The organism is Nonomuraea sp. NPDC001831 (assembly GCF_042892035.1).
Lineage (GTDB): Bacteria > Actinomycetota > Actinomycetes > Streptosporangiales > Streptosporangiaceae > Nonomuraea.
The window spans coordinates 89,717-112,808 of the sequence record NZ_JBIATU010000023.1; the positions used below are offsets into that span (position 1 = coordinate 89,717).

Annotated in this window: 23 protein-coding genes and 1 tRNA gene; 5 read left to right on the forward strand and 19 right to left on the reverse strand. The window is 64.8% G+C overall.

All coding sequences use genetic code 11. The annotated features are described in order from the left end of the window. The first annotated feature begins 9 nt into the window (after positions 1 to 9). Positions 10 to 459, forward strand: a complete 450-nt coding sequence (locus tag ACFYYW_RS44605) for a carboxymuconolactone decarboxylase family protein (protein ID WP_352328679.1) — start codon at positions 10 to 12, stop codon at positions 457 to 459. Continuing rightward, on the forward strand, positions 456 to 1,625 hold the full coding sequence (locus tag ACFYYW_RS44610; protein WP_387659465.1) for an MFS transporter: 1,170 nt from the start codon (positions 456 to 458) through the stop codon (positions 1,623 to 1,625). The genes ACFYYW_RS44605 and ACFYYW_RS44610 overlap by 4 nt, the downstream gene beginning before the upstream one ends. Positions 1,626 to 1,676: 51 nt before the next feature. Here ACFYYW_RS44610 and ACFYYW_RS44615 read toward each other — a convergent pair whose 3' ends face one another. From ACFYYW_RS44615 to ACFYYW_RS44625, 3 genes are read right to left on the reverse strand one after another with little or no spacing between them, the layout of a single operon-like run. Next, the gene (locus ACFYYW_RS44615) at positions 1,677 to 3,881 is read right to left on the reverse strand and encodes a heavy metal translocating P-type ATPase (protein ID WP_387659467.1); all 2,205 of its coding nucleotides are present in this window, start codon (positions 3,879 to 3,881) and stop codon (positions 1,677 to 1,679) included. Between the two features lie 41 nt (positions 3,882 to 3,922). Beyond that, positions 3,923 to 4,870, reverse strand: a complete 948-nt coding sequence (locus ACFYYW_RS44620) for a hypothetical protein (RefSeq protein ID WP_387659470.1) — start codon at positions 4,868 to 4,870, stop codon at positions 3,923 to 3,925. Further along, entirely contained in the window at positions 4,867 to 5,079 is a 213-nt protein-coding gene (locus tag ACFYYW_RS44625; protein WP_352323852.1) for a heavy-metal-associated domain-containing protein, read from the reverse strand. Before ACFYYW_RS44625 ends, ACFYYW_RS44620 begins: the two co-directional genes overlap by 4 nt. 608 nt (positions 5,080 to 5,687) lie before the next feature. Between ACFYYW_RS44625 and ACFYYW_RS44630 the strand changes: the two genes are divergently transcribed. The 3 genes from ACFYYW_RS44630 (at position 5,688) to ACFYYW_RS44640 (ending at position 6,642) form a co-directional block, all read left to right on the forward strand. Next, on the forward strand, positions 5,688 to 5,807 hold the full coding sequence (locus tag ACFYYW_RS44630) for a DLW-39 family protein (protein ID WP_013130296.1): 120 nt from the start codon (positions 5,688 to 5,690) through the stop codon (positions 5,805 to 5,807). Positions 5,808 to 5,822: 15 nt separating this feature from the next. Further along, entirely contained in the window at positions 5,823 to 6,551 is a 729-nt protein-coding gene (locus ACFYYW_RS44635; RefSeq protein WP_387659475.1) for an HAD-IA family hydrolase, read from the forward strand. 15 nt (positions 6,552 to 6,566) lie between these two features. After that, positions 6,567 to 6,642 (forward strand) — tRNA-Ala (locus tag ACFYYW_RS44640). 56 nt (positions 6,643 to 6,698) lie between these two features. Here ACFYYW_RS44640 and ACFYYW_RS44645 read toward each other — a convergent pair. From ACFYYW_RS44645 to ACFYYW_RS44720, 16 genes are all read right to left on the reverse strand, one after another. After that, positions 6,699 to 7,838 (reverse strand): tyrosine-type recombinase/integrase, encoded by a 1,140-nt coding sequence (locus ACFYYW_RS44645; protein ID WP_387659478.1) that lies wholly within the window; start codon positions 7,836 to 7,838, stop codon positions 6,699 to 6,701. Continuing rightward, positions 7,838 to 8,053 (reverse strand): helix-turn-helix domain-containing protein, encoded by a 216-nt coding sequence (locus tag ACFYYW_RS44650; protein WP_387659481.1) that lies wholly within the window; start codon positions 8,051 to 8,053, stop codon positions 7,838 to 7,840. The genes ACFYYW_RS44645 and ACFYYW_RS44650 overlap by 1 nt, the downstream gene beginning before the upstream one ends. Then, positions 8,053 to 9,621 carry a replication initiator gene (locus tag ACFYYW_RS44655; RefSeq protein ID WP_387659484.1) on the reverse strand — a complete coding sequence of 523 codons (1,569 nt, stop codon included), beginning with the start codon at positions 9,619 to 9,621 and terminating at the stop codon, positions 8,053 to 8,055. The genes ACFYYW_RS44650 and ACFYYW_RS44655 overlap by 1 nt, the downstream gene beginning before the upstream one ends. A 68-nt stretch (positions 9,622 to 9,689) precedes the next feature. Beyond that, complete coding sequence (locus ACFYYW_RS44660; RefSeq protein WP_387659487.1) at positions 9,690 to 11,111, reverse strand: FtsK/SpoIIIE domain-containing protein; 1,422 nt, start codon at positions 11,109 to 11,111, stop codon at positions 9,690 to 9,692. Between the two features lie 88 nt (positions 11,112 to 11,199). Further along, a complete protein-coding gene (locus ACFYYW_RS44665) occupies positions 11,200 to 11,427 on the reverse strand; it encodes a hypothetical protein (RefSeq protein WP_387659490.1) in 228 nt (75 codons plus the stop codon). A gap of 32 nt (positions 11,428 to 11,459) precedes the next feature. After that, positions 11,460 to 11,870 (reverse strand): plasmid replication, integration and excision activator, encoded by a 411-nt coding sequence (locus ACFYYW_RS44670; protein ID WP_358012012.1) that lies wholly within the window; start codon positions 11,868 to 11,870, stop codon positions 11,460 to 11,462. A gap of 518 nt (positions 11,871 to 12,388) precedes the next feature. Then, positions 12,389 to 13,219 carry a protein phosphatase 2C domain-containing protein gene (locus ACFYYW_RS44675; protein WP_387659493.1) on the reverse strand — a complete coding sequence of 277 codons (831 nt, stop codon included), beginning with the start codon at positions 13,217 to 13,219 and terminating at the stop codon, positions 12,389 to 12,391. A 3-nt stretch (positions 13,220 to 13,222) separates the two neighbouring features. Beyond that, positions 13,223 to 14,062, reverse strand: a complete 840-nt coding sequence (locus ACFYYW_RS44680) for a sigma factor-like helix-turn-helix DNA-binding protein (protein WP_387659496.1) — start codon at positions 14,060 to 14,062, stop codon at positions 13,223 to 13,225. A 415-nt stretch (positions 14,063 to 14,477) separates the two neighbouring features. Then, on the reverse strand, positions 14,478 to 14,885 hold the full coding sequence (locus tag ACFYYW_RS44685) for an ATP-binding protein (RefSeq protein ID WP_387659499.1): 408 nt from the start codon (positions 14,883 to 14,885) through the stop codon (positions 14,478 to 14,480). A gap of 94 nt (positions 14,886 to 14,979) precedes the next feature. Continuing rightward, entirely contained in the window at positions 14,980 to 15,822 is an 843-nt protein-coding gene (locus ACFYYW_RS44690; protein ID WP_387659502.1) for a helix-turn-helix domain-containing protein, read from the reverse strand. Between the two features lie 556 nt (positions 15,823 to 16,378). Continuing rightward, on the reverse strand, positions 16,379 to 17,620 hold the full coding sequence (locus tag ACFYYW_RS44695; protein WP_387659505.1) for an XRE family transcriptional regulator: 1,242 nt from the start codon (positions 17,618 to 17,620) through the stop codon (positions 16,379 to 16,381). A gap of 68 nt (positions 17,621 to 17,688) precedes the next feature. After that, positions 17,689 to 18,345, reverse strand: coding sequence for a hypothetical protein (locus ACFYYW_RS44700; protein ID WP_387659507.1), 657 nt, complete (start codon positions 18,343 to 18,345; stop codon positions 17,689 to 17,691). Between the two features lie 553 nt (positions 18,346 to 18,898). Then, complete coding sequence (locus tag ACFYYW_RS44705) at positions 18,899 to 19,864, reverse strand: reverse transcriptase family protein (protein WP_387659509.1); 966 nt, start codon at positions 19,862 to 19,864, stop codon at positions 18,899 to 18,901. A 129-nt stretch (positions 19,865 to 19,993) separates the two neighbouring features. Then, on the reverse strand, positions 19,994 to 20,683 hold the full coding sequence (locus ACFYYW_RS44710; protein ID WP_387659511.1) for a hypothetical protein: 690 nt from the start codon (positions 20,681 to 20,683) through the stop codon (positions 19,994 to 19,996). A gap of 988 nt (positions 20,684 to 21,671) precedes the next feature. Beyond that, positions 21,672 to 22,019 (reverse strand): hypothetical protein, encoded by a 348-nt coding sequence (locus tag ACFYYW_RS44715; RefSeq protein ID WP_387659514.1) that lies wholly within the window; start codon positions 22,017 to 22,019, stop codon positions 21,672 to 21,674. A 272-nt stretch (positions 22,020 to 22,291) separates the two neighbouring features. Beyond that, positions 22,292 to 23,062: a hypothetical protein gene (locus tag ACFYYW_RS44720; protein ID WP_387659517.1), complete on the reverse strand. Its 771-nt coding sequence runs from the start codon at positions 23,060 to 23,062 to the stop codon at positions 22,292 to 22,294. Between the last annotated feature and the right edge of the window lie 30 nt (positions 23,063 to 23,092).

Below are 23,092 nucleotides of genomic sequence, written 5' to 3' on the forward strand. Positions count from 1 at the left end.
GATGGGCATATGACCGAACGCATGGAACTCGGGAAGTTCGCCGGCGAAGCGTACAAGGCGATGGCCGGCCTGGACCGGTTCGTGGCCCAGAGCACCCTCCCCAAGCCCCTCCTCGAACTCGTACGGCTGCGCGCCAGCCAGATCAACGGCTGCGTCTACTGCGTGGACATGCACAGCTCCGACGCCAAGCAGGCGGGGGAGAGCGACGCCAGGCTGCACGCCGTGGCCGTCTGGCGCGAGGCCCCGTTCTTCACCCCGCAGGAACGCGCCGCCCTGGCCTTCACCGAGGCCGCCACCCGCCTGTCCACCGACGACGTCACCGACGAGGTCTGGGCGCAGGCCGCCGCGCACTTCGACGAGCAGCAGATGGCCGCGCTGACCGTGGCCGTGGCCACCATCAACGCCTGGAACAGGATGGGCGTCGCCACCCGGATGACCCCGGAGTCATACAAGTCATGAGAACCCAGCGCGTGCTCGCCGCCGCGCAGCTCGCCAACTCCATCGGCGACGGCGCGTACCTGGTCACCTCGGCGCTCTACTTCGCCGACGTCGTGGGGCTGTCGGCCACTGAGATCGGCCTCGGCCTCACGCTGGGCTGGGCGGTCGGCTCGGTGGCGGGGGTGCCGCTCGGGCACCTGGCCGACCGGCGGGGGCCGCGCGGCGTGGCGGTGCTGCTCGCGCTCACGACCGCGGTGGCGGCCGGCTCGTTCGTGTTCGTCCGCTCGTTTCCGCTGTTCCTGCTGGTCGCCTGCCTCTACGGGACCGCGCAGACCGGCCTGTCGGCGGCCCGGCAGGCGCTGCTGGCCGGGCTGGTCGAGCCGGCCCGCCGCACGGTCGTGCGGGCGGTGCTGCAGTCCACGCTCAACGGCGGCATGGCCGTCGGGGCCGCGCTGGGCGGCGTCGCGCTGGCCGTCGGCACCCGTGCCGGATACGTGGCGGTGTTCACGCTCGACGCCCTGAGCTTCCTGGTGGCCGCGCTGGTCCTGCTCAGGCTGCCCGCCGTGCGGCCCGCGCCCGCCGCGCCGGGGCCGCGGCTGGCCGTGCTCAGGGACCGGCCGTACGCGCTGGTCACGGTGATCAACGCCGTGATGCTGTTCTACATGCCGCTGCTCAGCCTCGTGGTGCCGCTGTGGATCGCGCAGCGCACGTCCGGGCCGGCCTGGATGGTCTCGGTGCTGCTCGTGCTCAACACCGGCAGTGTGCTGCTCTTCCAGGTACGCGTGGCCCGCCGGGTGCGCGACCTGCGGGACGCGTCCACAGCCGTCCGCCGGGCGGGTGTCGTGCTGTTCGCCGCCTGCGCGGTGTTCGCCCTCAGCCCGCACGGCTGGGTCTTCCTGATCGCGGCCGGCTGTCTGCAGGTCGCGGGGGAGATGCTGCTGGCCGCGGGGGCCTGGGAGATCGGCTTCGGCCTGGCCCCGGACGACAGGCAGGGCCAGTACCAGGGCTTCTTCGGCACCGGCACGGCCGTGGCGCGGATGCTCGGCCCGGCCGTGCTCACCACCCTGGTGCTCGACGGCGGGACCGTCGGCTGGTTGCTGCTGGGGCTGGCGTTCATGACGGCCGGCGCCGCGATGGCACCGGCCGTCAGATGGGCTCAGCGATCACTCGACCCGGCGGTCACGTGAACCGGCGCAGGGCCTCGACGATCACGTGAACCGGCGCAGGGCCCTCGGCGGTCACTTGAAGCGGCGCAGCCGCAGGCTGTTGCTGACCACGAACACGCTGGAGAAGGCCATCGCGGCCCCCGCGATCATCGGGTTGAGCAGGCCGAGCGCGGCCAGCGGCAGGGCGGCGACGTTGTAGGCGAAGGCCCAGAACAGGTTGCCCTTGATCGTGCCGAGCGTCCGGCGGGAGAGCCTGATCGCGTCGGCGGCCACCAGCAGGTCGCCCCTGACCAGGGTCAGGTCGGACGCCTCGATGGCGGCGTCCGTGCCGGTGCCCATGGCCAGGCCCAGGTCGGCCTGGGCGAGCGCGGCCGCGTCGTTGACGCCGTCGCCGGCCATCGCCACGACCTTGCCCTCCGACTGCAGCCGCTTGACGACGTCCACCTTGTCGGCGGGCAGCACCTCGGCGATCACCTCGTCGATGCCGACCTCGTCCGCGACCTGCCGGGCGACGGCCTCGTTGTCGCCGGTCAGCAGCACCGGGGTGAGGCCCAGCGCGCGCAGCCTGGCGATGGCCTCCGCACTGGTCTCCTTGACCACGTCGGACACCACCAGCAGCGCCCTGGCCTTGCCGTCCCAGCCGGCCGCGACCACCGTGCGGCCCTTGGCCTGCTCCTCCTCAAGGGTGGCCGCCAGGTCGGCGGGCAGGTGCTGCGACCACTCGGCCAGCAGCCTCGGCCGGCCCACCAGGACCGCGTGCCCGTCCACGATGCCCTGCACGCCGAGGCCCTCGACGTTGGCGAAGTCCTCGACGGTCGCGTCGGACTTCGCCTCCTTGGCGATGGCCTGGGCGATCGGGTGCTCGGAGGCGTGCTCCAGAGCGCCCGCCAGCCGCAGCACCTCCTCGCGGCTCTCGCCCTCGGCCAGGTGCACGCCGACCAGCGTCATCCTGCCCTCGGTGACCGTGCCGGTCTTGTCCAGGACGATGGTGTCGATGCGGCGGGTGGACTCCAGCACCTCCGGCCCCTTGATCAGGATGCCGAGCTGCGCGCCGCGGCCGGTGCCGACCAGCAGCGCCGTGGGGGTGGCCAGGCCGAGCGCGCACGGGCAGGCGATGATCAGCACGGCCACCGCGGCGGTGAACGCGGCCCCCGCGCCATTGCCGGTGCCGAGCCAGAAGCCCAGCGTGCCCAGGGCCAGCGCGATCACGATCGGCACGAAGATGCCCGACACGCGGTCGGCCAGCCGCTGCACCTCGGCCTTGCCCGTCTGGGCCTCCTCGACCAGCTTGGCCATCTGGGCGAGCTGCGTGTCGGCCCCGACCCGGGTGGCCCGGACGACCAGCCGGCCGCCCGCGTTCACCGTCGCCCCGGTGACGGCGTCGCCCGGACGCACCTCGACCGGCACGGACTCGCCGGTCAGCATCGAGGCGTCGACCGCGGAGGTGCCCTCCTCGATCACGCCGTCCGTGGCGATCTTCTCACCCGGCCGCACGACGAACGTGTCGCCCGCCTTGAGCTGCTCGACCGGCACCCGCCGCCCGTCGGCCAGCTCGACGTCCTTGGCGCCCAGCTCCATCAGGGCCCGCAGCGCGGCCCCCGCCCGCCGCTTGGAACGCGACTCGAAGTAGCGTCCGGCCAGGATGAACGCGGTCACCCCCGCCGCGGCCTCCAGGTAGATGTTGCCCGAGCCGTCGGTGCGCTCGATGGTCAGCTCGAACGGGTGCGTCATGCCCGGCGTGCCCGCCGTGCCGAAGAACAGCGCCCACAACGACCAGCCGAGCGCGGCCAGCGTGCCGATGGAGATCAGCGTGTCCATGGTGGCGGCGCCGTGGCGCAGGTTCGTCCAGGCGGCCTTGTGGAAGGGCCAGCCGGCGTAGACCACGACCGGCGCGGCCAGCACCAGCGACAACCACTGCCAGTTCGTGAACTGCAGCGCCGGGACCATCGCCATCGCGATCACCGGCACGCTCAGCGCGACGGCAGTGATCAGCCGGTCGCGCAGCGGACGCAGCTCGTCGGCGGGCTCGGCCTGCTCCTCCTGCTCTCTGGGGGCCGGGAGCGCGGCGGTGTACCCGGCCTTCTCCACCTCGCTGATCAGCGCCTGGGGGTCGAGCCCGTCGGGAAAGGTGACCTTCGCCTTCTCCGTCGCGTAGTTGACCGTCGCGGTCACGCCCTCAAGCTTGTTCAGCTTGCGCTCGATGCGGTTGGCGCAGGACGCGCACGTCATTCCGCCGATCGCGAGTTCGACGGCCTTTTCCTCGGTGAGGGAAGACATCACCTCTCCTTTCCCGGTCTCAGTGTGTTTGCAGTGTGTTTTCAGTGGCCGTGGGGGGCCGACGGTTCCGCGGCGGTCGCGTCGCCCTGCGTGGCGCGCACGGTGAAGTCCGCGGTACGGACCTCGTCCCCGTGCTTGAAGTCGAGGAACAGCCGGTAGTCGCCGATGCTCGGCACCTCGGCGTAGAAGGTGATCTGCGGACCGGCCTTCTCGCTCTGCTCGGGGTGCACGTGCAGGTAGGCCAGGTCGCCGGCGCGGAGGGCGACCAGGTGGCCGTACGCGCCCAGGTAGGGCTGCAGGTCGGTGACCGGCTCGCCGTCCTTGCTGACCGAGAGGGTGAGCTTGCTCGCCCGCCCGGGGACCAGGTCTCCGTCGAGGCTCACAGTGTAGTCGCCGACCTTCGAGGAGCGGCTCGCCTCGGGCAGCGGCTGCGGCCGGTAGTCGCCGGCGGCCTGCAGGTCGGCGCCGAGCGTCAGCTTCTCGCCGCCGGTCGGGGCGAAGTCGGCGAAGGCCCGGTACGCCCCCGCCGCCGGCAGCGTCAGCCCGACCGACCAGATGCCGTCGGGCGTCATCTCCGGATGCAGGTGGAGGAAGGTCGTCAGGTCGCGGGAGACCACGATGAAGTGCAGCTTCTTGTCATGCTCCACCTGGTATTCGGTCACCGGGCGGCCGTCCGGGCCGGTCACCGCGAAGCGGAAGTCGGTGGCCTTGCCGGTCTCGATCGGGGTCAGCGGGTTGAGGGTGTATCCGTTCTGCGACACTTGCAGCCCCCCGGGGGTGTCACCAGACGTCTGCTCCGGCGTCCCGTGCTCCTGGCTCTTCTCGCTCTTCCGGCCCTCGTGGCCCTCCTGGGCCTTCGTCATGGCGGCGTGGCTCTGTGTCGGCGGCGGCTCGGCCACCGGGCCGACCGCCCGGCCCACGCCCAGGGCCCCGCCGAAGACGACGGCGAGCCCCAGGGCGTAGGCGCCGAGTTTGGCGGCAGTGTTCATGACTGTCCGACCAGCTCGTAGCCGGCTTCCTCGACCGCGGAGGCGATCTGGGACTCCTCGACCTGGCTCTCGCTGGTCACGGTGAGCCGGCCGCTGGCCAGGTCGACCTCGACGCCGGTGACGCCGGCCACGCCGCCGACCTCCTCCTTCACCGAGCTCACGCAGTGGCCGCAGGTCATGCCCTTGACGGTGTAGGTGGCGGTGCTCATTACGGTCTCCTTCAACGTGGTTCCGGTTCCTGCCGAATACTCTAACACAGTACCCCCCCGGGGTATTCCGGAGGGCGTGAGATTCAGCTCACGCTTCCGCGTACGGACGGCCTGCGCCTCGACGCGCCGCATCCCTGACGGCCACCACCGCGTTGCCCGGGAAGGCGGCCCGAAAACCGTCAGAGGACCAGCCTCCACCGGACGCCACCTGGCCATGCCTTGCGAGGATGCACGCCGGAGACCTGCCGGTCGCGCGTCGACCAGGCCGGCAATGCGATGTCCATGACGGACACGTCCCTGATCACCATGAACTGGGCCGCAGTGGGCATGTAACATACCTGCGGGGGTATACCGCGCGCGCGGGACGTCCGGATATTTGGCATGATCGGGATGTTGTCCGAAGTGATTGGCAGGTGTGCCCAGGACGGGATGGAGACAGGCCGGGGTCGAAGGGGTGATCCAGGCCCAGCTGAAGGCTCGTTCTACGCACAAGCCGCACATCAGGTTCGTGCGCAACACAAGGAGCGCAGCCATCCCTTGCTAGGCTGCATGTCAACCGTTGGGTCTCACCCCGGCAGGTGAGACCGTCGAAGAAGTGGGGTCACACCGTGAAGAAGCTGCTCGTTCTGGCGCTGGTCGCCCTTGGGGGATTGCTGATCTGGCGTAAGGTGCAGGCTGACCGCGCCGAGCTCGATCTCTGGACCGAGGCGACCGGCAGCGAGAACTAACCGACCGGCGAGGCGATGAGTGACGTCGTCCCCATCGAGCTGGCGTGCCTGGACCTGGCAGGCACCACAGTCGGTGACATCGCCATGGTCGAGCGCGCCTTCGCCGAGGCGATCGCCACCCAGGGCATAGTGCCCGGGACCGGAGCGTACGCGCGTGCCATGGTTCACGTGCACCGGTCCCGGGGCTGTCCCAAGATCGATGTCTTCCGGGGCATCTTCCCCGGCAACGAGGCCCAGGCCCAGGCGGCGAACCTGACGTTCGAGCGCTCCTACGAGGGTGCGCTGGAACGTGCCGGGCTGGAGCCCGTGCCCGGCGTCCTGGAGGTGCTCGACAAACTCCGCGGCACCGGGGTCAAGCTCGCCCTGATCACCGGGTTCAGCCGTACGACGCTCAGCCGCGTGCTCGGCGTCCTCGGCTGGCACGACAAGATCGACCTGGCCATCTCCCCGGAGGACGCGGGCGGCCGCGGCCGTCCCTGGCCGGACATGGTCCTGCACGCCGTGCTGCGACTCGGCGTGACGGACGTACGGCACGTGGCGGTCGTCGGCGACTCGGAGAGCGACATGCTCTGCGGGCGCCGGGCCGGAGCCTCCGTGGTGGCGGGGGTGATGACCGGCGTGCACAGCAGGGAACGGTTGCTCAAGGGCGGCGCCACGCACATCCTGGACTCCATCGCGGACTTCCCGGACCTGGTGCTGAGCGACGACCTCGGGACGACGCGGGTGGCTTCCCCGGCCCGGTAAGCTATCTTCGTCGAAGGGGCCTTAGCTCAGTTGGCAGAGCGCCTGCTTTGCAAGCAGGATGTCAGGAGTTCGAATCTCCTAGGCTCCACCAGCCAAAACGCCGCTTCTCTGATCATGGGAAGCGGCGTTCGTGCCATTAACGTGCCATTAGCCTTTGGCGATCTTCTTCTGTTCGGCTTCTACGCGGGCGCTCAGCGCGTCGGCGATTCTCTGGTCCGCGTCGCGGGTGGCGTGCTGGTAGATCAGTGCTGCTCGGTCGCTGTCGTGTCCCATGCGCGCCTTCAGGTCGGCCAGGCTGGCCCCTGACTGGGCGGCCAGGGTGTTGCCGGTGTGCCGGAGATCGTGGAAGTGCAGCCCCGGTACGCCCATCTCCTTGAGCGCTTCCGCCCACTTGGCCTCTCGTCGGAAGTTGCCGCCCCTGAGGAAGGCCCCGCGCTTACCGAGGAAGACGAAGGCATCGTCCGGTTGGGCGACGTAGGCGGCCAGGTGTTCGGTCAGCACGGGGATGATGACTGCCGGGATGCTCACCCTTCGGCGTCCTGCTCGTGACTTGAGCGGGCCCAGTCGCATCTCGCCGCCGTCGAGTTCGATGAGCTGTTCTCGTACGTCCACGGTTCGGGCTTCGAGGTCGATGTTGTTGCGGCGAAGGGCCGTCACCTCTCCCCAGCGCAGGCTGGCGAACGTGGCCAGCAGGACCAGGGCCTTGAAGCGCCGGTCCGCCATCCGGTCGGCCAGCTCGAAGACCTGGGTGACCGTCAGGACTGGGCGTTCCTGGGTGTGCTCGTTGTCGGCGCCCCTGATGCGGCATGGGTTGCGCGCGATCAGCTTGTCCTCCTCGACGGCCGTCATCAGTACGGCCCTCAGTAGGCGGTACGCCTTCGCGGTTGTGGAGACCGAGACGCCCTTGTCGATGAGGCCGGCCCGCCAGGAGCGGATCAGTGGCGTGGTCAGCTTGCCGACCGCGACTCCGCCGAGGCCGGGGATGAGGTGTCGTTCCAGCAGCCAGGAGTACAGCTCTTTGGTCTTGGGGCGTAGGCCGGGACGCTCCTTGAGCCACGTACGCGCGTAGTCGCCGAGGAGCACCTTGCCGCGGTCAGGGTCCGTCCAGTCCCCTGAGATCATCTGGGCTTCGATGAGTGTGAGTGCCCGGTCGGCGTCCGTCCTGGTGGGGTAGGTCGTCGAGCCGGTGTGCATCCTGCCGTCAGGGCCGGGATAGCGGATCTGGAAGCGTCCGGAAGGCAATTTGCGGATGTTGCCGAAACGCCGGTGGCCGTCCTTGTTCGGCATCAGGCGGCCCTCCCTGCTGACGACGTTGCATCGGCCGTGCGCATCGGCTCGACGGTCCCGGCGATGACGTAGGCGATCAGGGCGGACTCGCGTATGCGGACGGGCCGGCCGAGCTTGACGAACTCGATGCGGCGTTCGGCGATCAGCCGCCGGACGAACCTGGGGGAGGTGTTGAGGAGTTCTGCTGCCTCCTCGACGTTGAGAAGCTTGTCCATCACGCTGCCTCCTCTCCGGTTGCCGAAAGATCTTGTCCGTTGGTTCTGGCTTCGAGTTCGCGCAGGTGGGCGCGCCAGCGCTGGCGTTCTGCGACGCTGCGCAGCAGACGCATGCCAACTGGGGCGATGTCCGGGTCTCCCGGTCTGACTGGTCGCCAGACGTAGCGGTGTGGGTCGGTCGGCTCGTCGGCCTGGCCGAGGGCTTCCAAGACCCAGGTGCGGCGATCCTGCTTGTGTTCGGCGAGCGTCTTGTTCGACCACTTGCGGGAAACCAGGACGCGACGGCCCGCGTAGCCGAGGTGTTCGGGCTTGTGGGCCTTGCTGCGGCACCGGCCCGGAGTCATGCCGGGTTTGGCTCCCTTGGGCTGGATGCCGTACCGGAGCCAGTTCGGGCAGGTCGGTGAGCATGGCTCGTAGCGCAGCGCCTCGACGAAGCGGGCGGTGTGGTGCCGCTGGGCTGGGTTGTCGAGGCCATCGCCGAGGCTCTTCGTGAGGTACTTGGACAGGTAGCGGACGCATTGGTCTGAGTCGGGAGTGCCCGCGAGCACGCCCTTGACGTCCACTTGGTCGCCGAAGCGGATCAAGTGCAGGGGCTTGGCGTCCTCGTCGGTGTCGAGCTGGTCGAGGGCCTGTTCCCAGGTCGGCAGGACCTCGCCGGTGTTGGGGTCGAGGTAGCCGGCCTCTTCCTCCCAGACGGGTAGGTGCTCGCCCTCGAAGCGCACCTCTTCTGCCTGTGGCCACCAGACCTGGTGGTAGGTGGCTGCGGCGATCTGCTTGACCTCTGCGCGAGGCAGCGTGCCGCGGATTGCCATGTGGAGATGCGGGGCCAGGCGCTTCTGCGGCTCCACCGTGGCGAAGTACTGGACGTCGTAGCCCGCCACCCGGCGAAGGTTCTGCACGAACCGGTCGACCAGCTTGGAGAAGTGCAGGGCGTCGCGGGCCGCGCGTCGGTAGTCGTATGTCTCTGGATCGACCGGGACCCCGTCACGAACCTTGCCGTATGAGGGCAGGGTCAGGGTGACGAACAGGGAGGGGCGGTAGACCTTGCCGTCGCCAGCCTCGAAGGTGCGTCCAAGGGTGGTACTGGCCATCTTGCGCTTGGGCAGGTCCGGAGCGTCCTGCCGCCGCCTCGTCGAGCGGATGCGCTTGGGTGCTGTTCGCCCCACGATCTTGCCGCGCATGCCCGCCGCGTTGATCTCTTCGTCGAGGCCGGCGAGGACGGCGTCCCAGTCGTGGGTTTCCTCGCCCGCGCGTTCGGCCGTGTCTCGGCGTGCCTGCATGTCGGCTCGGAACTCGACCAGCCAGCGCTGCTCTTCGGTGGCCGCGTCAGGGCTGACGATGGGCTCTTCGGTGAGATGCCAGCCTTCACGGCACTGGGCAATCCGGAGTTGCCGGTTGCGCTTGGCGCAGGACGGGCACTTGCTCTCCAGCGTCGCCCCGCACGGGACGTCAATAACCTCGTCCTTGCCGGTGACCAGGTCGAGCCGCCGCAGTGCGACGGGACGGATGCAGACGCCGTTGAGCTTGGCGACCTCTTCGGCGACCTCGCGGGCGAGCGGTTGCGCCATCCGGACCTTCCGAGGAACGGAGCGGTGGGTTGCTGCTTTCCCGGTCTCCGTCGGGTGCTGTGGACTGTTCAATGGGCCTCCTCTCCGTACGCGGTGACCATGTCGCGGATGTCCTCGTCGGAGACGTAGGCCGCGCGGACCCGCAGAGGGTCGGGCGAGGTCTCCAGACGGACGTAGCCAATGCCAGCGCCCACCTCCGGCCTGGGGGAGATCTGGTCGGCCAGTGCTCCCCTGTCACGAGCGCCGTCGCCGAGGACCATGTCCACCTGTTCCGACTCGTCCAGGCGCAGGGCGATCTTGTCCGGGAACAGGTTGCGGATATTCATGACCTCCTTGCGGGGGTCCTGAAGCGCCGCGAGGACTCCGACGCCGACCGCGCGGCCTTGAGTGGTGAGCGTCGCCAGCGCTGCGGAGATGCGGCGTCGCAGCTCTTTGTCATGCTGGTAGGCGGTGAGGAACGCCACCTCGTCGACGACGACCAGGACGAACGGGTCGTCCACAGTGGGCGTGTGCGACCTGCGGTGACCGGCGAAGCGAGCGGCCCGGGACTGCATGACCTTGACGGCGTCGTCGAGCAGGTCTGCGCAGTCGCCGGGGTCAGCGGCGTACCTGGAGCCGAAGAGCGCGCGGCCGAAGGACAGCTCCATCAGCTTGGGGTCGAGCGCCCAGATCTCGACCAGACCAGCGCTGACGGCTGGGAGCAGCCCGCGGATCGCGGACCAGATGATCGACCCCTTGCCGGCCCCTGTCGCGCCGGCGACCAGGACGTGAGTGCCATGCACCTTGAGCAGCCACGGCTGCCCGTCCTCCTGCTTGCCGATCTCGATTGGTCCGACAGAGGCTGTCTCGTGAATCGGAACGGCAGGCAGGGGAGTGGCGAGCGGATCGTGTCGTGGAAAGGTGAGCTGTAGCCGGCCACCCTCTATGACTGAGATGCGGCAGGAACGCGCGCCGAACCCGCAGGCGAGGTTGTCCGTACGGTCGGCCCAGTCCTTGACCGCCTGGCCGGAGAGCATGCGGACTGTCACCAGGTCGGCCCATGAGGTGCAGGTGACCTTGCCCAGCTTGGGCAGGTAGTCGCGTCCTCGGATGTGCCTGCCGAGGCCGGAGACGATCATCACCGGTTGCCAGTGTCGCCGGTACACCGAGACCAGTCGCCACCAGGCGAGCAGTCGCCAGCCGATCCAGCGCATGAAGGTCGGCCGGTCGAGGATGCCCCAGCTGACGATCCCGACAAGTGCCGGGGTGACGAGGAGCAGTGCGGTCCGCCAGCCGTACAGCACCGACAGGGCGCACGGGACCGTGACGACCAGCACGGCAACCGGGTGCCGCCACACGGTGAGGACCAGGCTCACGACGGCGCGCCAGCCGAGGACGATGAAGGTGATGATCGCGGGTGTCTTGACGACGGCGGGCTTGAACACGACCGCCGTGTCCGGGGTGGTGGAAACGATGCGGGACGGCTCTTCGCCGGGCATCTTCTTGAACATTAGGCTGGAGTCCTTCCAAGCATGTGGAGTGTGTGGAAGATCGAGGGGCCGCCGGAAGTAGCCGCTTCCTGCGGCCCCGTCTTGCATGTCAGGCCGCCACGCCGCGCCGGTGGATGCGCTCGATGCACCTGGCGAAGTCCTGGGCCTGGCGGGCGAGCTTGCGCGCGAACTCGACGTCGGCCGCCGTGACCTTGTCCGTCGAGCCCGTGGTGACCTGTACCTGAACCAGTCCGAAGGCCAGAGCCAGGACGGGTGTCCGCAGCGGGTAGGCGTGGTTCTTCGCGTCGGCGCCGGAGCCGGTGTTGAGGGTGATCACGCCTGTCGGGCGTGCCTGTACTCGCCGCCCCATCAGGCCGCGTCCTTCGTGGTGGCGGGCTTGCCCACCGGCCGGGGAGCCCGCATCTCACGGACCCGGATCGAGTAGGCGAGCCGTCCGTTGCCGTTGACGTACGGGGTGACCGTCATCTGGTCGAACTCGACCGGGGTGAACGGCAGCCCCGGCATCGCGGGCAGGGGAGCCGGCTGAACCGGGCTGAGGATCTTCACCGCCAGCGTCTTCTGTGCGGCCTTGAGTGACGGGTCCGCGTCCATGACCGAGACCTGCCAGACCAGCTCAGCGGTCTGCTTGTCACGGGCCTGTACGAAGCGCCCGTTCGTCGAAGCGTCGAAGTCCTTGACCGGCTCGACGTCTCCGACGATGTAGCAGCCGTACGGGAAGACCATGTCGAACGTCACCGGGATCGGTCCCTGAAGTGCCATCGTCCACCACCTCCTTCGTCTACCCCCCTAGACAGTTGCGATCGGCTCGCTTCGTGAGCTGTCTAGGGGGCTATGCAGAGGACGATAGCCAGAGTCTCCCCAAACTGTCTAGGGGGGTAAACGCTAATGGGCGTGTTTTCGGAATGACGATTGGAGTGCTGCGGCGAAATGGCCGAAATTACCGCGATGTCCATTGGTCATGCGCTGGGATTATGCCCGTTGTGTCTTGTGTTGAGGCAGCTCTCCGTAAATGACAGAAAGGTGCGCCATTAATGGTGCTTCGTGGGCCTAGCCGTAGCCAGCAGCATGTCGTCGAGGATGCCGAACAAGCCTATGCAGAGGGGCGGCAGGTCTTCGTCGCCCGATTCAGCGCCCCTCTGGACAGGGCGCCGCAAGGCAGAAGCCTCCCCGTGATCAGTTCGATCATCGAGGCGATCGAGGCTCAGGGGTGGCACCTGGAGCAGATGGCCACCAGCGTCCTGGTAGCCGCCCTCAACCGCCACGACAACGTCACATGCTTATTCCGTCGAAGTGAATGAGATGTGAGCGGCGGTGGCGTCGTCGTAGGTCTTGCCGCGGGGCCAGCGTTCGCCGTGCGGGTCTGAGTGTTCGGCGGCCCGGACTGTGGAGATGAGGTTGGCCGGCCCGTGCTGGTCGAGTGTGTCCAGGGCTTCGCGCCAGGTGGCCAGGTGGAAGCGGTCGACGAGACGGGAGGCGCCGTCGCTGAGCAGGGCGGCTGCGCGTACCCGGTTGGCGGGCATGTTGCCGGTGAGGGCTTGGTCGGCGGCGAGGGGATCGGTGGCGGCGACCCAGAAGCCGCCGTCGCGGTTGCGGTAGGAGCGCAGGGTCTCAACGTAGCGCCGGTGGGCCGAGACGTGTGCGTCGCTACCGGAGTCAAGGGCGTCCATCTCCGCTCTGTAGCGGGCACCTACCTGGGCTTCCCGGTCGTCGCACATGACCGTCGGGTCCGGGGCGCCGATGACGTCCAGAACGAGGACGGAGTCGGCCAGGACGAGCCATTCGAGCAGCTCGTTCCTGCGGCGGAGCATGATGACGGTGGCCGAGGGGGAGCCAGGGTGGTTCAGGTCGCAGGTGTCGTCGTGGCGTGAGCTGACCGTCTTGATCGCTTCGGCTAGCAGTTCAGACAGCGGGTTGGGATTTTGGCTGATCGAGGTGATGAGGGTGGTGCCGAGGGTGCGGGAGTACCAGGCCACGCCGTGCGAGCAGCCGGAGTCGGACCCGGGCGGGGTGCCTGCGCCGTCGAGGAGTACGGCGGTGTCCGGGGTGGCGGCGACGAAGTCCTCGTTCGGCCGGCCTGGGGCTGCTTGGGTGGCGAAGGTGACCCGCACCACCTACTCCTCTTCGTGCCGGTAGAGCGGGCTGGCCAGCTCGGCCTTGATGGGCTCGCCTGTTGACGGGTCGTACTCGACGCTGACCACCGTGGAGAAGCGCTTGTCGCCGACCTGTCCCCACAGGGTCGCGATCTCGGTCTGGAGGAGCTGCACCACACCGAGCGAGCCTTGGGGGTGGATGCCAGTGAAGATGAGCAGGTTGCCGTTGTTGTCCGGCCGTGCGAGCCGCCCGAGGTAGGCGTAGTCGACGGGCCGGGCCGGTTCGCTGTCGGAGCCGGAACGGTAGATCGTGTCCGTGCGGGTGTCGTGCAGGGTCCACACGTCGTCCTTGACCCACTTCAGAACTGGGTCGGACTCATACAGAGCTCCGGTGACAGGGGAGAGGCGAGGGCCGCAGAGAACCATGAGGTTCGGCCGGTTGAGGTTGAGTTCGCCATTGAGCGGGACGTGTTCCAGCTCCATCGCCAGGTCGAAGCCGCGGACGAGGTCTTCAAGGCGCTTGGCTGCGGTGACGTCCTCCATCGCGACCACGGGACGGGCGTTGTTCGCCTCGCGCTTGAGAGGAATGGCCAGGGTGACGGTCCCCGTTCCGAGGAAGGCGCCTTCAGGGGCCGGCCCGGTGTGACGGATCTGGTGGATGCGTCCCCGGGTAAGCCCGGCTTCCTTGGCGATCTGCGCGTACGACAGGCCCTGCGCGTGGAGGTCCTGGATCACGCGGCGACGCAGCCGGGCCAACTCAGTGACCTCTTGCTGTGCGGCATTGAGGCGTTCGGTCGCGACCCGCAGCAGTTGGAACGGGTCTTCGATCGCGGCAATGCGATCCACGTCGCTCGGCGGCACAGGTCCCCCCTTGATCACTACACGTGAGTCTAGGCCCCTAGACGGTTTGCCGTCTATCCCCCTCGACAGAACGAAGTGTAGTGGTTCGCCGGTTTTGGAACTGACTGCACGAATCGCTGATCGCCGGTTAGGGACGCCTCTCGGGCTCATCGTGCCAGGCCCGTGAGCAGGGCGTGCCACATCGCTTGGGCTTGGGCGAGCCGCACTCGGCGGGTCTCCGCCGCAACCAGTTCTTCGCCTTGTGTGATGCGCCGGACGAAGGCCAAGCCGCCGGCCCGGCACAGCTCGTAGTAGACGCTCCGGCAGGCGCAAGTCCAGTCGGTAACGCGGCACGGTTCATCCCGCCGAGACGGATACCAGGTGAGCTTTGCGCAGGCGCCCTGGGGCAGCGGTACGTGCGGCGACAGGCAGGAGCTCATGAGCAGGAGGCCGTCTGTGGCTGGTACCGCAACACCGCCCAGACCGTCCGCCCACCGTCATCACCCCAGACGCCCCAGTCGAGCGCCAGAGCGGAGACGAGCAGCAGGCCACGCCCGCCTTCCGCTCCCATGGAAGGACAGAAGACCGCTGGGGAGGACGGCCCTCCTTCGTCGAGGACACCGAGCCAAAGCCGGTCGGGGTGGGCCTGGACGGTGACCAGGAACCGGCCACCGAAGCGTCCGCTCGCGGAGTGCCGTATCGCGTTCGTGGCCAGCTCGCTGACGACAAGCTCTGCCTCGTCGATGGTCGGGGAGCCTTGCAGGAGCGCGGTGACGAAGCGCCGTGCTTCCGTGATGGATGGGGCGGAGCCGAGGAAGTAGCGGGAGAAGCGCCAAGCCGACATGAAGGAGCTCCGTCGTCTAGGGGGCTATACATCGGATGGCGTCAGAGTATGAGCGACCCTAGAACTACCTCAAGCTATTCGACGCATAAATGCGTCACTTCGCAAGCCGCTTGACCAGCTCCCGGTAGTCATCGGCGATGGTTCGCAGTAGTTCGCGGAGTTCGTCCCCGTAGACAGCCACGCCAGCGAACGCCTCGAACGCCTGGAGATGAGCGGCCAGCTCCCCGGGATCGGTCATCGTCAGATCCCCGGTCAAGCTCTCCACCACGCTCACGGCCCCGTCATAGATCGTGAACCCATGCAGCGGAAACGTTGGCACCTGTACCGCCCACGGCACGATCCCGAGCTTCACATGCGAAAGGGTGGACACCTGAGCTAACCGATCAAGCTGTGCCAGCATCAACGACGGCGGCCCCGGCCACGTCCGCACAGCACCTTCGGTCAGTACAAGCGAGAACTCTTTACCGGCATCGAAGAGCACGGCCTGAGCTTCGATCCGTACAGCCGCAGCTTTCGCCGCGTCGCTCTCCTCGACGTCCCGCCCCACAACGAGTGCCAACCGCGCGTACTCCGCCGTTTGGAGTAGGGCAGGAATCACTGCCGACTGGAAGGACGCAAGTTGCCGACCGGTCTTCAGCCGTGCAGCGTTCGCGGCCTCCCGGCCGGCGAGCCCACCCTTCAACTGCGAAATCTCTTCGCGAAGCCGCAGGAGAAGAGCATCCAACTCGGCTCGATGACGACTCTCCAAGCCAAGTGCAGCAACCAAGCGCTCTACCGTCTCGGGTGCCGGAAGCAACTGCCCGGTCTCAATCCGAGAGATCGTAGGCTGCGCCACCTGTGCCCGCACCGCAAGATCCTTACCAGTAAGGCCGGCTTCCCGCCGTAGTCTCCGCAGCAACTCTCCCAGCGCCTTCAACCGACCCCGCCGCTCATCCACATCGAGGTTCTACCACTCACCCAGCACGAAGTACCGACACATCAACGGATGAGCAATATCTCCACGCAACCAAGCCGCCGCCTGATGGGCTGCAGGCGGCGGGACGGTGCGGACGGGCGTCCGGCCTGTCCGGTCCCGTTCGCCCTGCCACCCCGCCGTACCAACAAACGCAGGCAGAACAGGCACGCAGGATGTCTATCAGCACCATGTGAGACGCTGACTCCCGGACTGCATCGATGAGGTTGCAGGATGCCTCCCGCGGGAGCAGTCGGGCCCCACAGGTGATCGCCGCACGGCCCCGAAAGTAAATGTATGACCGGGGCTGATCACCTCGCACACCATCGACTCAAGCAAGTCCAGCAGACCGGCTCCTCCGTATCAACCTCGGCTGTGACACCGCAGGGCAACGAATGTTAGAGGAACGGCGACTGGCAAACGTACACGCGAAGCCGGGCTCGACCTTCCGTCCCCGGCCCCGCTGCCACTACGCGGTGAGTGGACGGCGTACGAGGTGATCAGGCAGGTGATGTCTATAGGGCGACCACGCTCCGGTATCTCAACTCCGCCCATCTGACGTCAGATCCATTGACAGTTCATCATCGGATGACACTTTTCGCTTCAACGACAGCTGAATGACCTGACCCGGCTTAGACTCTGCGTTTTTGGACGTAGCAGTAGGCGCCCTTGTGGGGGCAGGACGTTGCTCGGCGATGATTTCTGACAGTAAATCAACGGGCCACATCTTCGTGCTAGAGGCAACGGCTTCAGGGATGGCGCTTCCCACCACGCGACTCAACCAAGCAGCTATAAGTCTCGGGCGCTCGGGATTCCTAGCATCCCAACCAGGCTCTGTCACTCCAAACGTGCGTCCCGTATCCGGATTCTTGCGCGTATAGAGCTGAGCATAAAGCGTACTTTTCCGCTTATCGCTGATGAGTCCGTTGCCGTGCAGGTGCCTAATTAGGGCCGCCAATGAGATGCCCCACTTCAGCTTTACTCTAATTAGATTGGACAGCGTTATAGTTTTCGGGAGATCGCGACGAACGCAATCGATGGGAGCTAGCAACTCACTAGCGAACTGGCTAGCTTCTTCTTCTGCGTGCTCTGTAACAGGCATACGGCCAGCATGAAGAATAAGATGGCCAAGCTCATGGCTAAGTACCCAGCGGGTCTTCTCCCAAGTTTGGACCGAACGCATTACAATGAGCGGCCTGTCACGGAACTCTCCCACCCAGGCCGAACAGCCTTCATGTCGCTCAAGGGGCACGGGAGCACTCTCGCTGCCAGTCGTGTTATCGCTGAGCCTTCGACGCCGTACGACCACCACTACCCCTGCACGTTCCACGGGATGTGTTAGATAGTCGATTGGATCCGTGGCGCTAACGCCAAGACTTTCTCGGGTAGCCCGAGCAGCTTCCTTGATATCGATGCCCTCGCGTGCTTGAGGGCGAATGCTTACCGGCGGCAACTGTCGCCTATCGTCAAGCCATTCAATAAGCTCTGATGTGAACCGCATGAATTCGCGGAGAAAGTCCTTCTCGCGCTTAAGCGTGCTTTTAGGAGCTCGATATAGTAGATCGGTTTCACCCAAAGGGGAAATGGGAGGGTGGGTGAAATATTCCTTAGGGAATCGCAGCTTGCTGGCCAGGAGCTCCAGCTGCTCGGACGAGATTTCGATAGTTTCACTGCGCTCTCGCTTAGAGAGCGCAGACGAAGTGTGTCCAAGAATGGCGGCTATGTCGGCAAGCTTCTCATGTCGAAGAATGCGAGCTTGGCGAAGTCGATCTCCATAAATCATGGACGTCATAGTATATTACTCACTGTGGTCGCGTCGGCGCTTGCTGTACAAGCGCCGACAAGGGCGGCTCAGGCTGGGTCTTGACCGTAACCCTCTCCGTCATCCTCCAGGAACTCATTGAAGTCGTCCGTCCCCGGGCCGGCAGACTCGGAGTGTATGTCTCGGGCGTCATCATTGTCCCTGCTACCCCTCGCGGTCGAGAGCTGAGGGATCTCTTCTTCGTGATAGATGATCGCGGGGCCGTTATCATCCTGGCCGAAATCGACAGCAGCCAGCGTGGCAGTCCCCAGAGCCGAGGCGTTGAAGTCGATCGTCCACAGGACCGCGAACTCATAGGGGCCAGAGCCGACCTCGTTGCCGAAGAGGTCCTCCTGAACGACCCACTCTGTGACGTCCAACGGGAGACCGTTCTTCGGGTTCTTGGGGCGAGTCTTGATCCGCATACGCACGTCGTTCGGGGCGAACAGGTGCAGTCCGTTGTTGAAGCGCACCTCCAGCTTGAGGACATGCTTCAAGTCGTTGGGGGAACGCCAGTTGGCGCTGAAGTACTGGCGGATGTGGCTCGCCCTCGAACAGGGATCCATGTCTCTGAAGTTGGGGATCTCCTCCTCCCAGTAAGCGGCAGCATCCTGGATGCTGGCGTCAAGGAGGTCCCGGACGATGCTCAGGTGGTCGCCGTAGCACTGCAGGTACTGCTGTACGGCCTCGCGGGGGTGTAGGTCCACATAGGAAATTTTTCCATAGCAAACCTACATCTACAACTTGAGCAAAAGGGGCAGGTAGATGCTTGATCAACTTCCCGCCCGGCCGCCAGGTTCCCCTGATCCATCGGACCAAGGCGGCTGCTGGTGATGTCGCTCCGGCCTGATGCGGGTCGGACGACCCGCATCCCTCACGAAGCCCGCGCCCGTTCCGACCTCCCTCCCGATACAGCAGTAGGTACAGAAACAGGGCTCCACACGATCCTCTGCCGCAGGTCGTGTTGACCTGCGGAACTACAGCTGAGGACCAGAATCATGCTTCGCGCCTTGCCCTGCGGACCAAGAGATCAGAGATTCGAGTCCTCTCTCGGCCGCGCACAGCAGAAGGGCCACTACCAGGAGAACCTGGAGCGGACCTTCTTGTCTGCCGGAACAAAGCCCGAGATGTTGCTTATACCGTTGCCATGGTTGGCTCTCGGCTATGCGCGACGAGGGCGTCCGCGGCCTGGCCCGCCGCGCCGGGACCGGCCGCCCCTTGCAGCCAAGCGAGCGCCGTCGCGTGAGCGCTAAGGCAAGTCTATAGATCCTCTACTCCATAGCCTCGCTCTGCTAGGCGGCCATACCCTTCCGGAATCAGTTCATCGAGTTTTCGCAGAAGGGGATAACCCAACTCCGGCTCGACTGCGGCGATGTAGCACGCCCAGCCTAATAGGCGATTCCTATGCATCTCCTCGCCCTCGCCGCCGAACTCTTCCATGTAAGCGTCATACCCGAATTTTGAAATCACATGTAAAATCCATCGCATTTGACGCTTTATCTTGCGCGGTATTCGCGGCCCTTCCGGCCGGCCGACATACAAGCCGGTAACGTATTGTGGACCACCACGACGCATGAAAGCGGTCTTGCGTGTATTAACGGACCAGCCAGCGTCGCCCAAAATGCGGCTGATATCCGCCAAGTGGCGGTCAGCCACTTCGCCGGAAAATGTTAGATCATCCACATAACGCGTAAAGGAAAGGCTCTCCGCCTGTGCGTACTCGACAAGGGAGCGATCCGTAGTCAGGAAGACCAGATTAGACAAGAAGGGCGACGTGCTCAGTCCGATTGGCAGCTTGCCGCCGATAGTAACAAGACTTACGGCTAGTTCCGCGGCCTTCTCCTGATAACCCTGCGCTTGCAGTGCCGTCCCGATCATTGCGGCACTAATTGATGGGAAGAAATCCTCGAGATCTATGCGTAATACACACTCTTTTGCGAGGTGGTGACTAGCATTGCTGACCGTAGAGCGTCCGCGGACAAATCCGTGGACGTGATCGGGAGCTTCATACGACAACACGTCTGTGAAGCTTCTATGCAAGTTCTTGCTAATGGCGTCGAATGGAGGTTCCGGTTTGAATACTTCTCGTATTCCGCCGTGTTTCTTTCGGAATGGCCGCTGCGCATAGAGTCGCCCGGCACCTACGGGGAGAGCCGAGGAAAGCCATTCCAGGACTTCAACTGACGTGCCTGCATGCTCCGCCAAGTCGTCGACTGAGAAGGTCACTATTCCTCCTCACGCAGCAGAGCGTCAGGCGGTAGAGCCGCAGTCGCACGCAAGGACTATCAAGCAACGCACGCGAACTCGCGCACAAAGTTGACTGCGGCTCTACCTTGGGAGTGATCATATCACACTTCAATGAAGGGAATCCTTCCGGCTAGAGATGCGACCGCGTTCGAATGAATAGAGCACGGAAACTGACGATTCAATCTCACGAAATGCTCTATATGGCCAGTCTTTCGGGCTGGTAGTACAGTCCGCTTGGAGCCATCTGCTTACGGCTGCCATGACGTAGTCAATGATAGCAGTCGACATGTAATCGGTCTTAGTGACCATTTGGATTTTCAGTTTCGGCAAAGATAGAGTTTTACCGGCCGTTTTGTGGGCTTGCCTGGCGACGCTTATGGGAAGTCGGCTAATGATTGAAGTCATGCCTTCGCTCTGCTCTATATAGCACAGCAACTCGGGTTTATTGCGGTGCCTGATTAATATATCGCTCAACAACTTCACGTACATGAACTCGATCTGCTCGGATTCGGTTTCACCGGGAACGCCTGTTCGGTCGGTGACGACCATGTATACCCTAAAGAAGACGGACCGCATTAATTCCAGAAATGGCCCAGAGACCTCTCGCGGGTCAATCGAGCTATGAAAACCACTCTCGCGAAATTTCTCGAAGCCGCGAAGCCCCGCCAAGTTGCTCCTGGCGGATAGGCGACTATGTAGCTCCCGGATTCGCTTCTCTATATCATCTGCATCATCGCCTAGCTCAACTGCGCCGACAATTAACGGTTGGGCGAAGTTTCCATTGCCGGACTCGTCCATAAAAAGCTTCACTGCATTGAGCTCTTCCCGTGTTGACAAACGAAACCGTGATCAGCAGTGGTACGGTTACGCTCACCTGTTCCTTGACGATCGCCCTTTGCATTCCCAGGGCTGCCTTGCGGGGCCGGTGAGCCTTTCTCCTCTGGGCGGGCTGGGCAGTAGTCGCCCCGCGTCGAGCGGTCGCTGGTCGCGCTGCGGTCGTCCGGCCGGTCGCAGCGATCAGCATCCCCGCATTGAATCACCACCAGAGCCTCCTTTGTCGGGGCTACCATCGGGTTTCCGGGGATGGGCGGGGTGATCTTGCCAGCATGGTAGCTAACAGGAGCCATGGATGACCTTGTACGGATCTGGATCTGAGTCTTCACGCCCGGGCGTAACCAGAGCCGACAGGCAACCACGGACACCTGCGGATGACTGTGACCTTGCTACGGATCAGAAGGCAGCCTTGTGACTGAGGCCGTGACGATCGCGGACTTCGACACCCGTTGTACGGGCTGGGGCGATCGCTGGCAAGGCCCTCCTCCGCCGGGCCTTGCCACTAGGTAACTATGGCTTCAATCAACCAAGTAGGGCGATTGTCCTGTCTGAAAGCGGGCGGTCCATGATACGAGCCTCTGAATATCTTTGGAGGGTTGGAGCACTGCCGAATTGTGCTCATAAGAATCAAGCGGCGGCGCGGCGCGCCGCCGTACCCCCGGCCCGCCGCCCGCCCGCCGTCCGGGCGTGCGGCCTGGGGGCCGGTCCCGAACGGCGGCGGGACACCGGGCCGGCCCGCCGCACGCCAGCCCCGCCGTACCGACCGAACGCTCCGACCGGGGTTGCCGCGCCGCCGCACAGATGCAGCCCTACGATCGCCACTGCATGGCTGGACGCGGTAGATGGCTGGGGGCGATCGACGATCCGTGCTTCGTTCCTCAGCACGGCTCACCGAGCAGCGTGGCTACAGGCAGGCCCTCAACGGCCGAATCTTCCAGTGCAAGGCGTCATGCTAGAAGTCACGCATTGCGGGTGGCTTGCTTTTCGGGGTTGCGTTGCTGTCTGCATCGACAGTCTTAAGAATAAGATTGAAGAGGAAGATCAGTCGCGTGAACTTCATGACCGCAACCGCTAGAGCTGCCTCAAATATCCATTGAGATCCACGCGTATTTGCCTTCTCTCCATCTATGGACATCGCCACTATGCACAGCACTGCGCAGATGAGAAGCCAGCTAGTGATACTGATCCAGTTGCGCCTGATGGTACGGCTAAAACGGCCGCGCAGGGCATTCACTATGGGGCCAGAAGAGCTTCCATATTGTGCGATCGCCGTCCCGGCGAAGCCTGCGATCAGAGACATTGCACCGGCGCCGGCCGCATATGTAGCGAGGCGATTACCAGTCGAGGACCATGCTATTACATCGCCTGATTGCCATATGACGACGGTGAGTAGATGTGCGCCGACGACGAGTAGAATCAGTAGGTCCGCTAATGGGTGATCTGTCCATCCGTTAGCGATTTTGCTAGTAATGGCCTGCCGTCGACTTCTTGGCTGACTAGGTCCTACTGCCATGGAGCCTCCCACCACCCTACGGTCCCTCGCATCGTAGATGGGGGGTACGACAATTCACATCACCGCAGCTCATCGCCCAGCAGGTCAACCGCTCTCAGTATCGCGGTGACAGCGGACTGTATCCGGATCGGATTTCCTTCGCTATCGGTTACGCTCACATCCATCTTTTTTGTAATGTGGTTCTGGAGAAGATTTACAGGATCGATTTCATATTTTCCTTCCTGGTCGAAATTTACGAGCTCTGCCATGGCGAACTCGAATTCGGTGCCGAGGACCCCTCGTGTTGTCTCCAGGATTTGGATGCGTTCATCATCGTGATCTCGCTTGACTCTTCCTGAAACCTTGATGATTAGCTCGACCTCCACATCTCCATGTTCATCGGTAATTGCTTGTGCAGCAGAGAAAAGTCCGGAGCTGCGGCTTGCGTTCCAGATCTGGTCACGGCTGAGCTTTACGTGCACGAGCTTCGCTTGTGCTGCTCCATTGATCTTTGCAAGAATATCTTTGCTGATAACCGGCCCTACGCTGATGGGGCGGTCAAAAACCTTGTGGGCGTTGATCCAGGCACCCATTGAGGTGGCTCTTGGAGATGCCTGGGAGCCCAGCACGAAGCCGAATTTATTGGTGCCTGGAATGAAGGACGCCACGGATATCTCGACCCATGGTCTTTGGATATCAGTCTCATTGTCAATGATTTCATCGTTCTGCATATCGAACGATGGGACGCCTTCTTCTCTTGATCGCGCGAGGATGAAATGGTCTTTATCAAGATAGGGATAGGTCTTCCCCCAATGCGGGACCGTTCCAACGTCATGCTCGCGTGCAGTCACGGGCTGCGATGCTAGGCGGGCGAGCATTCC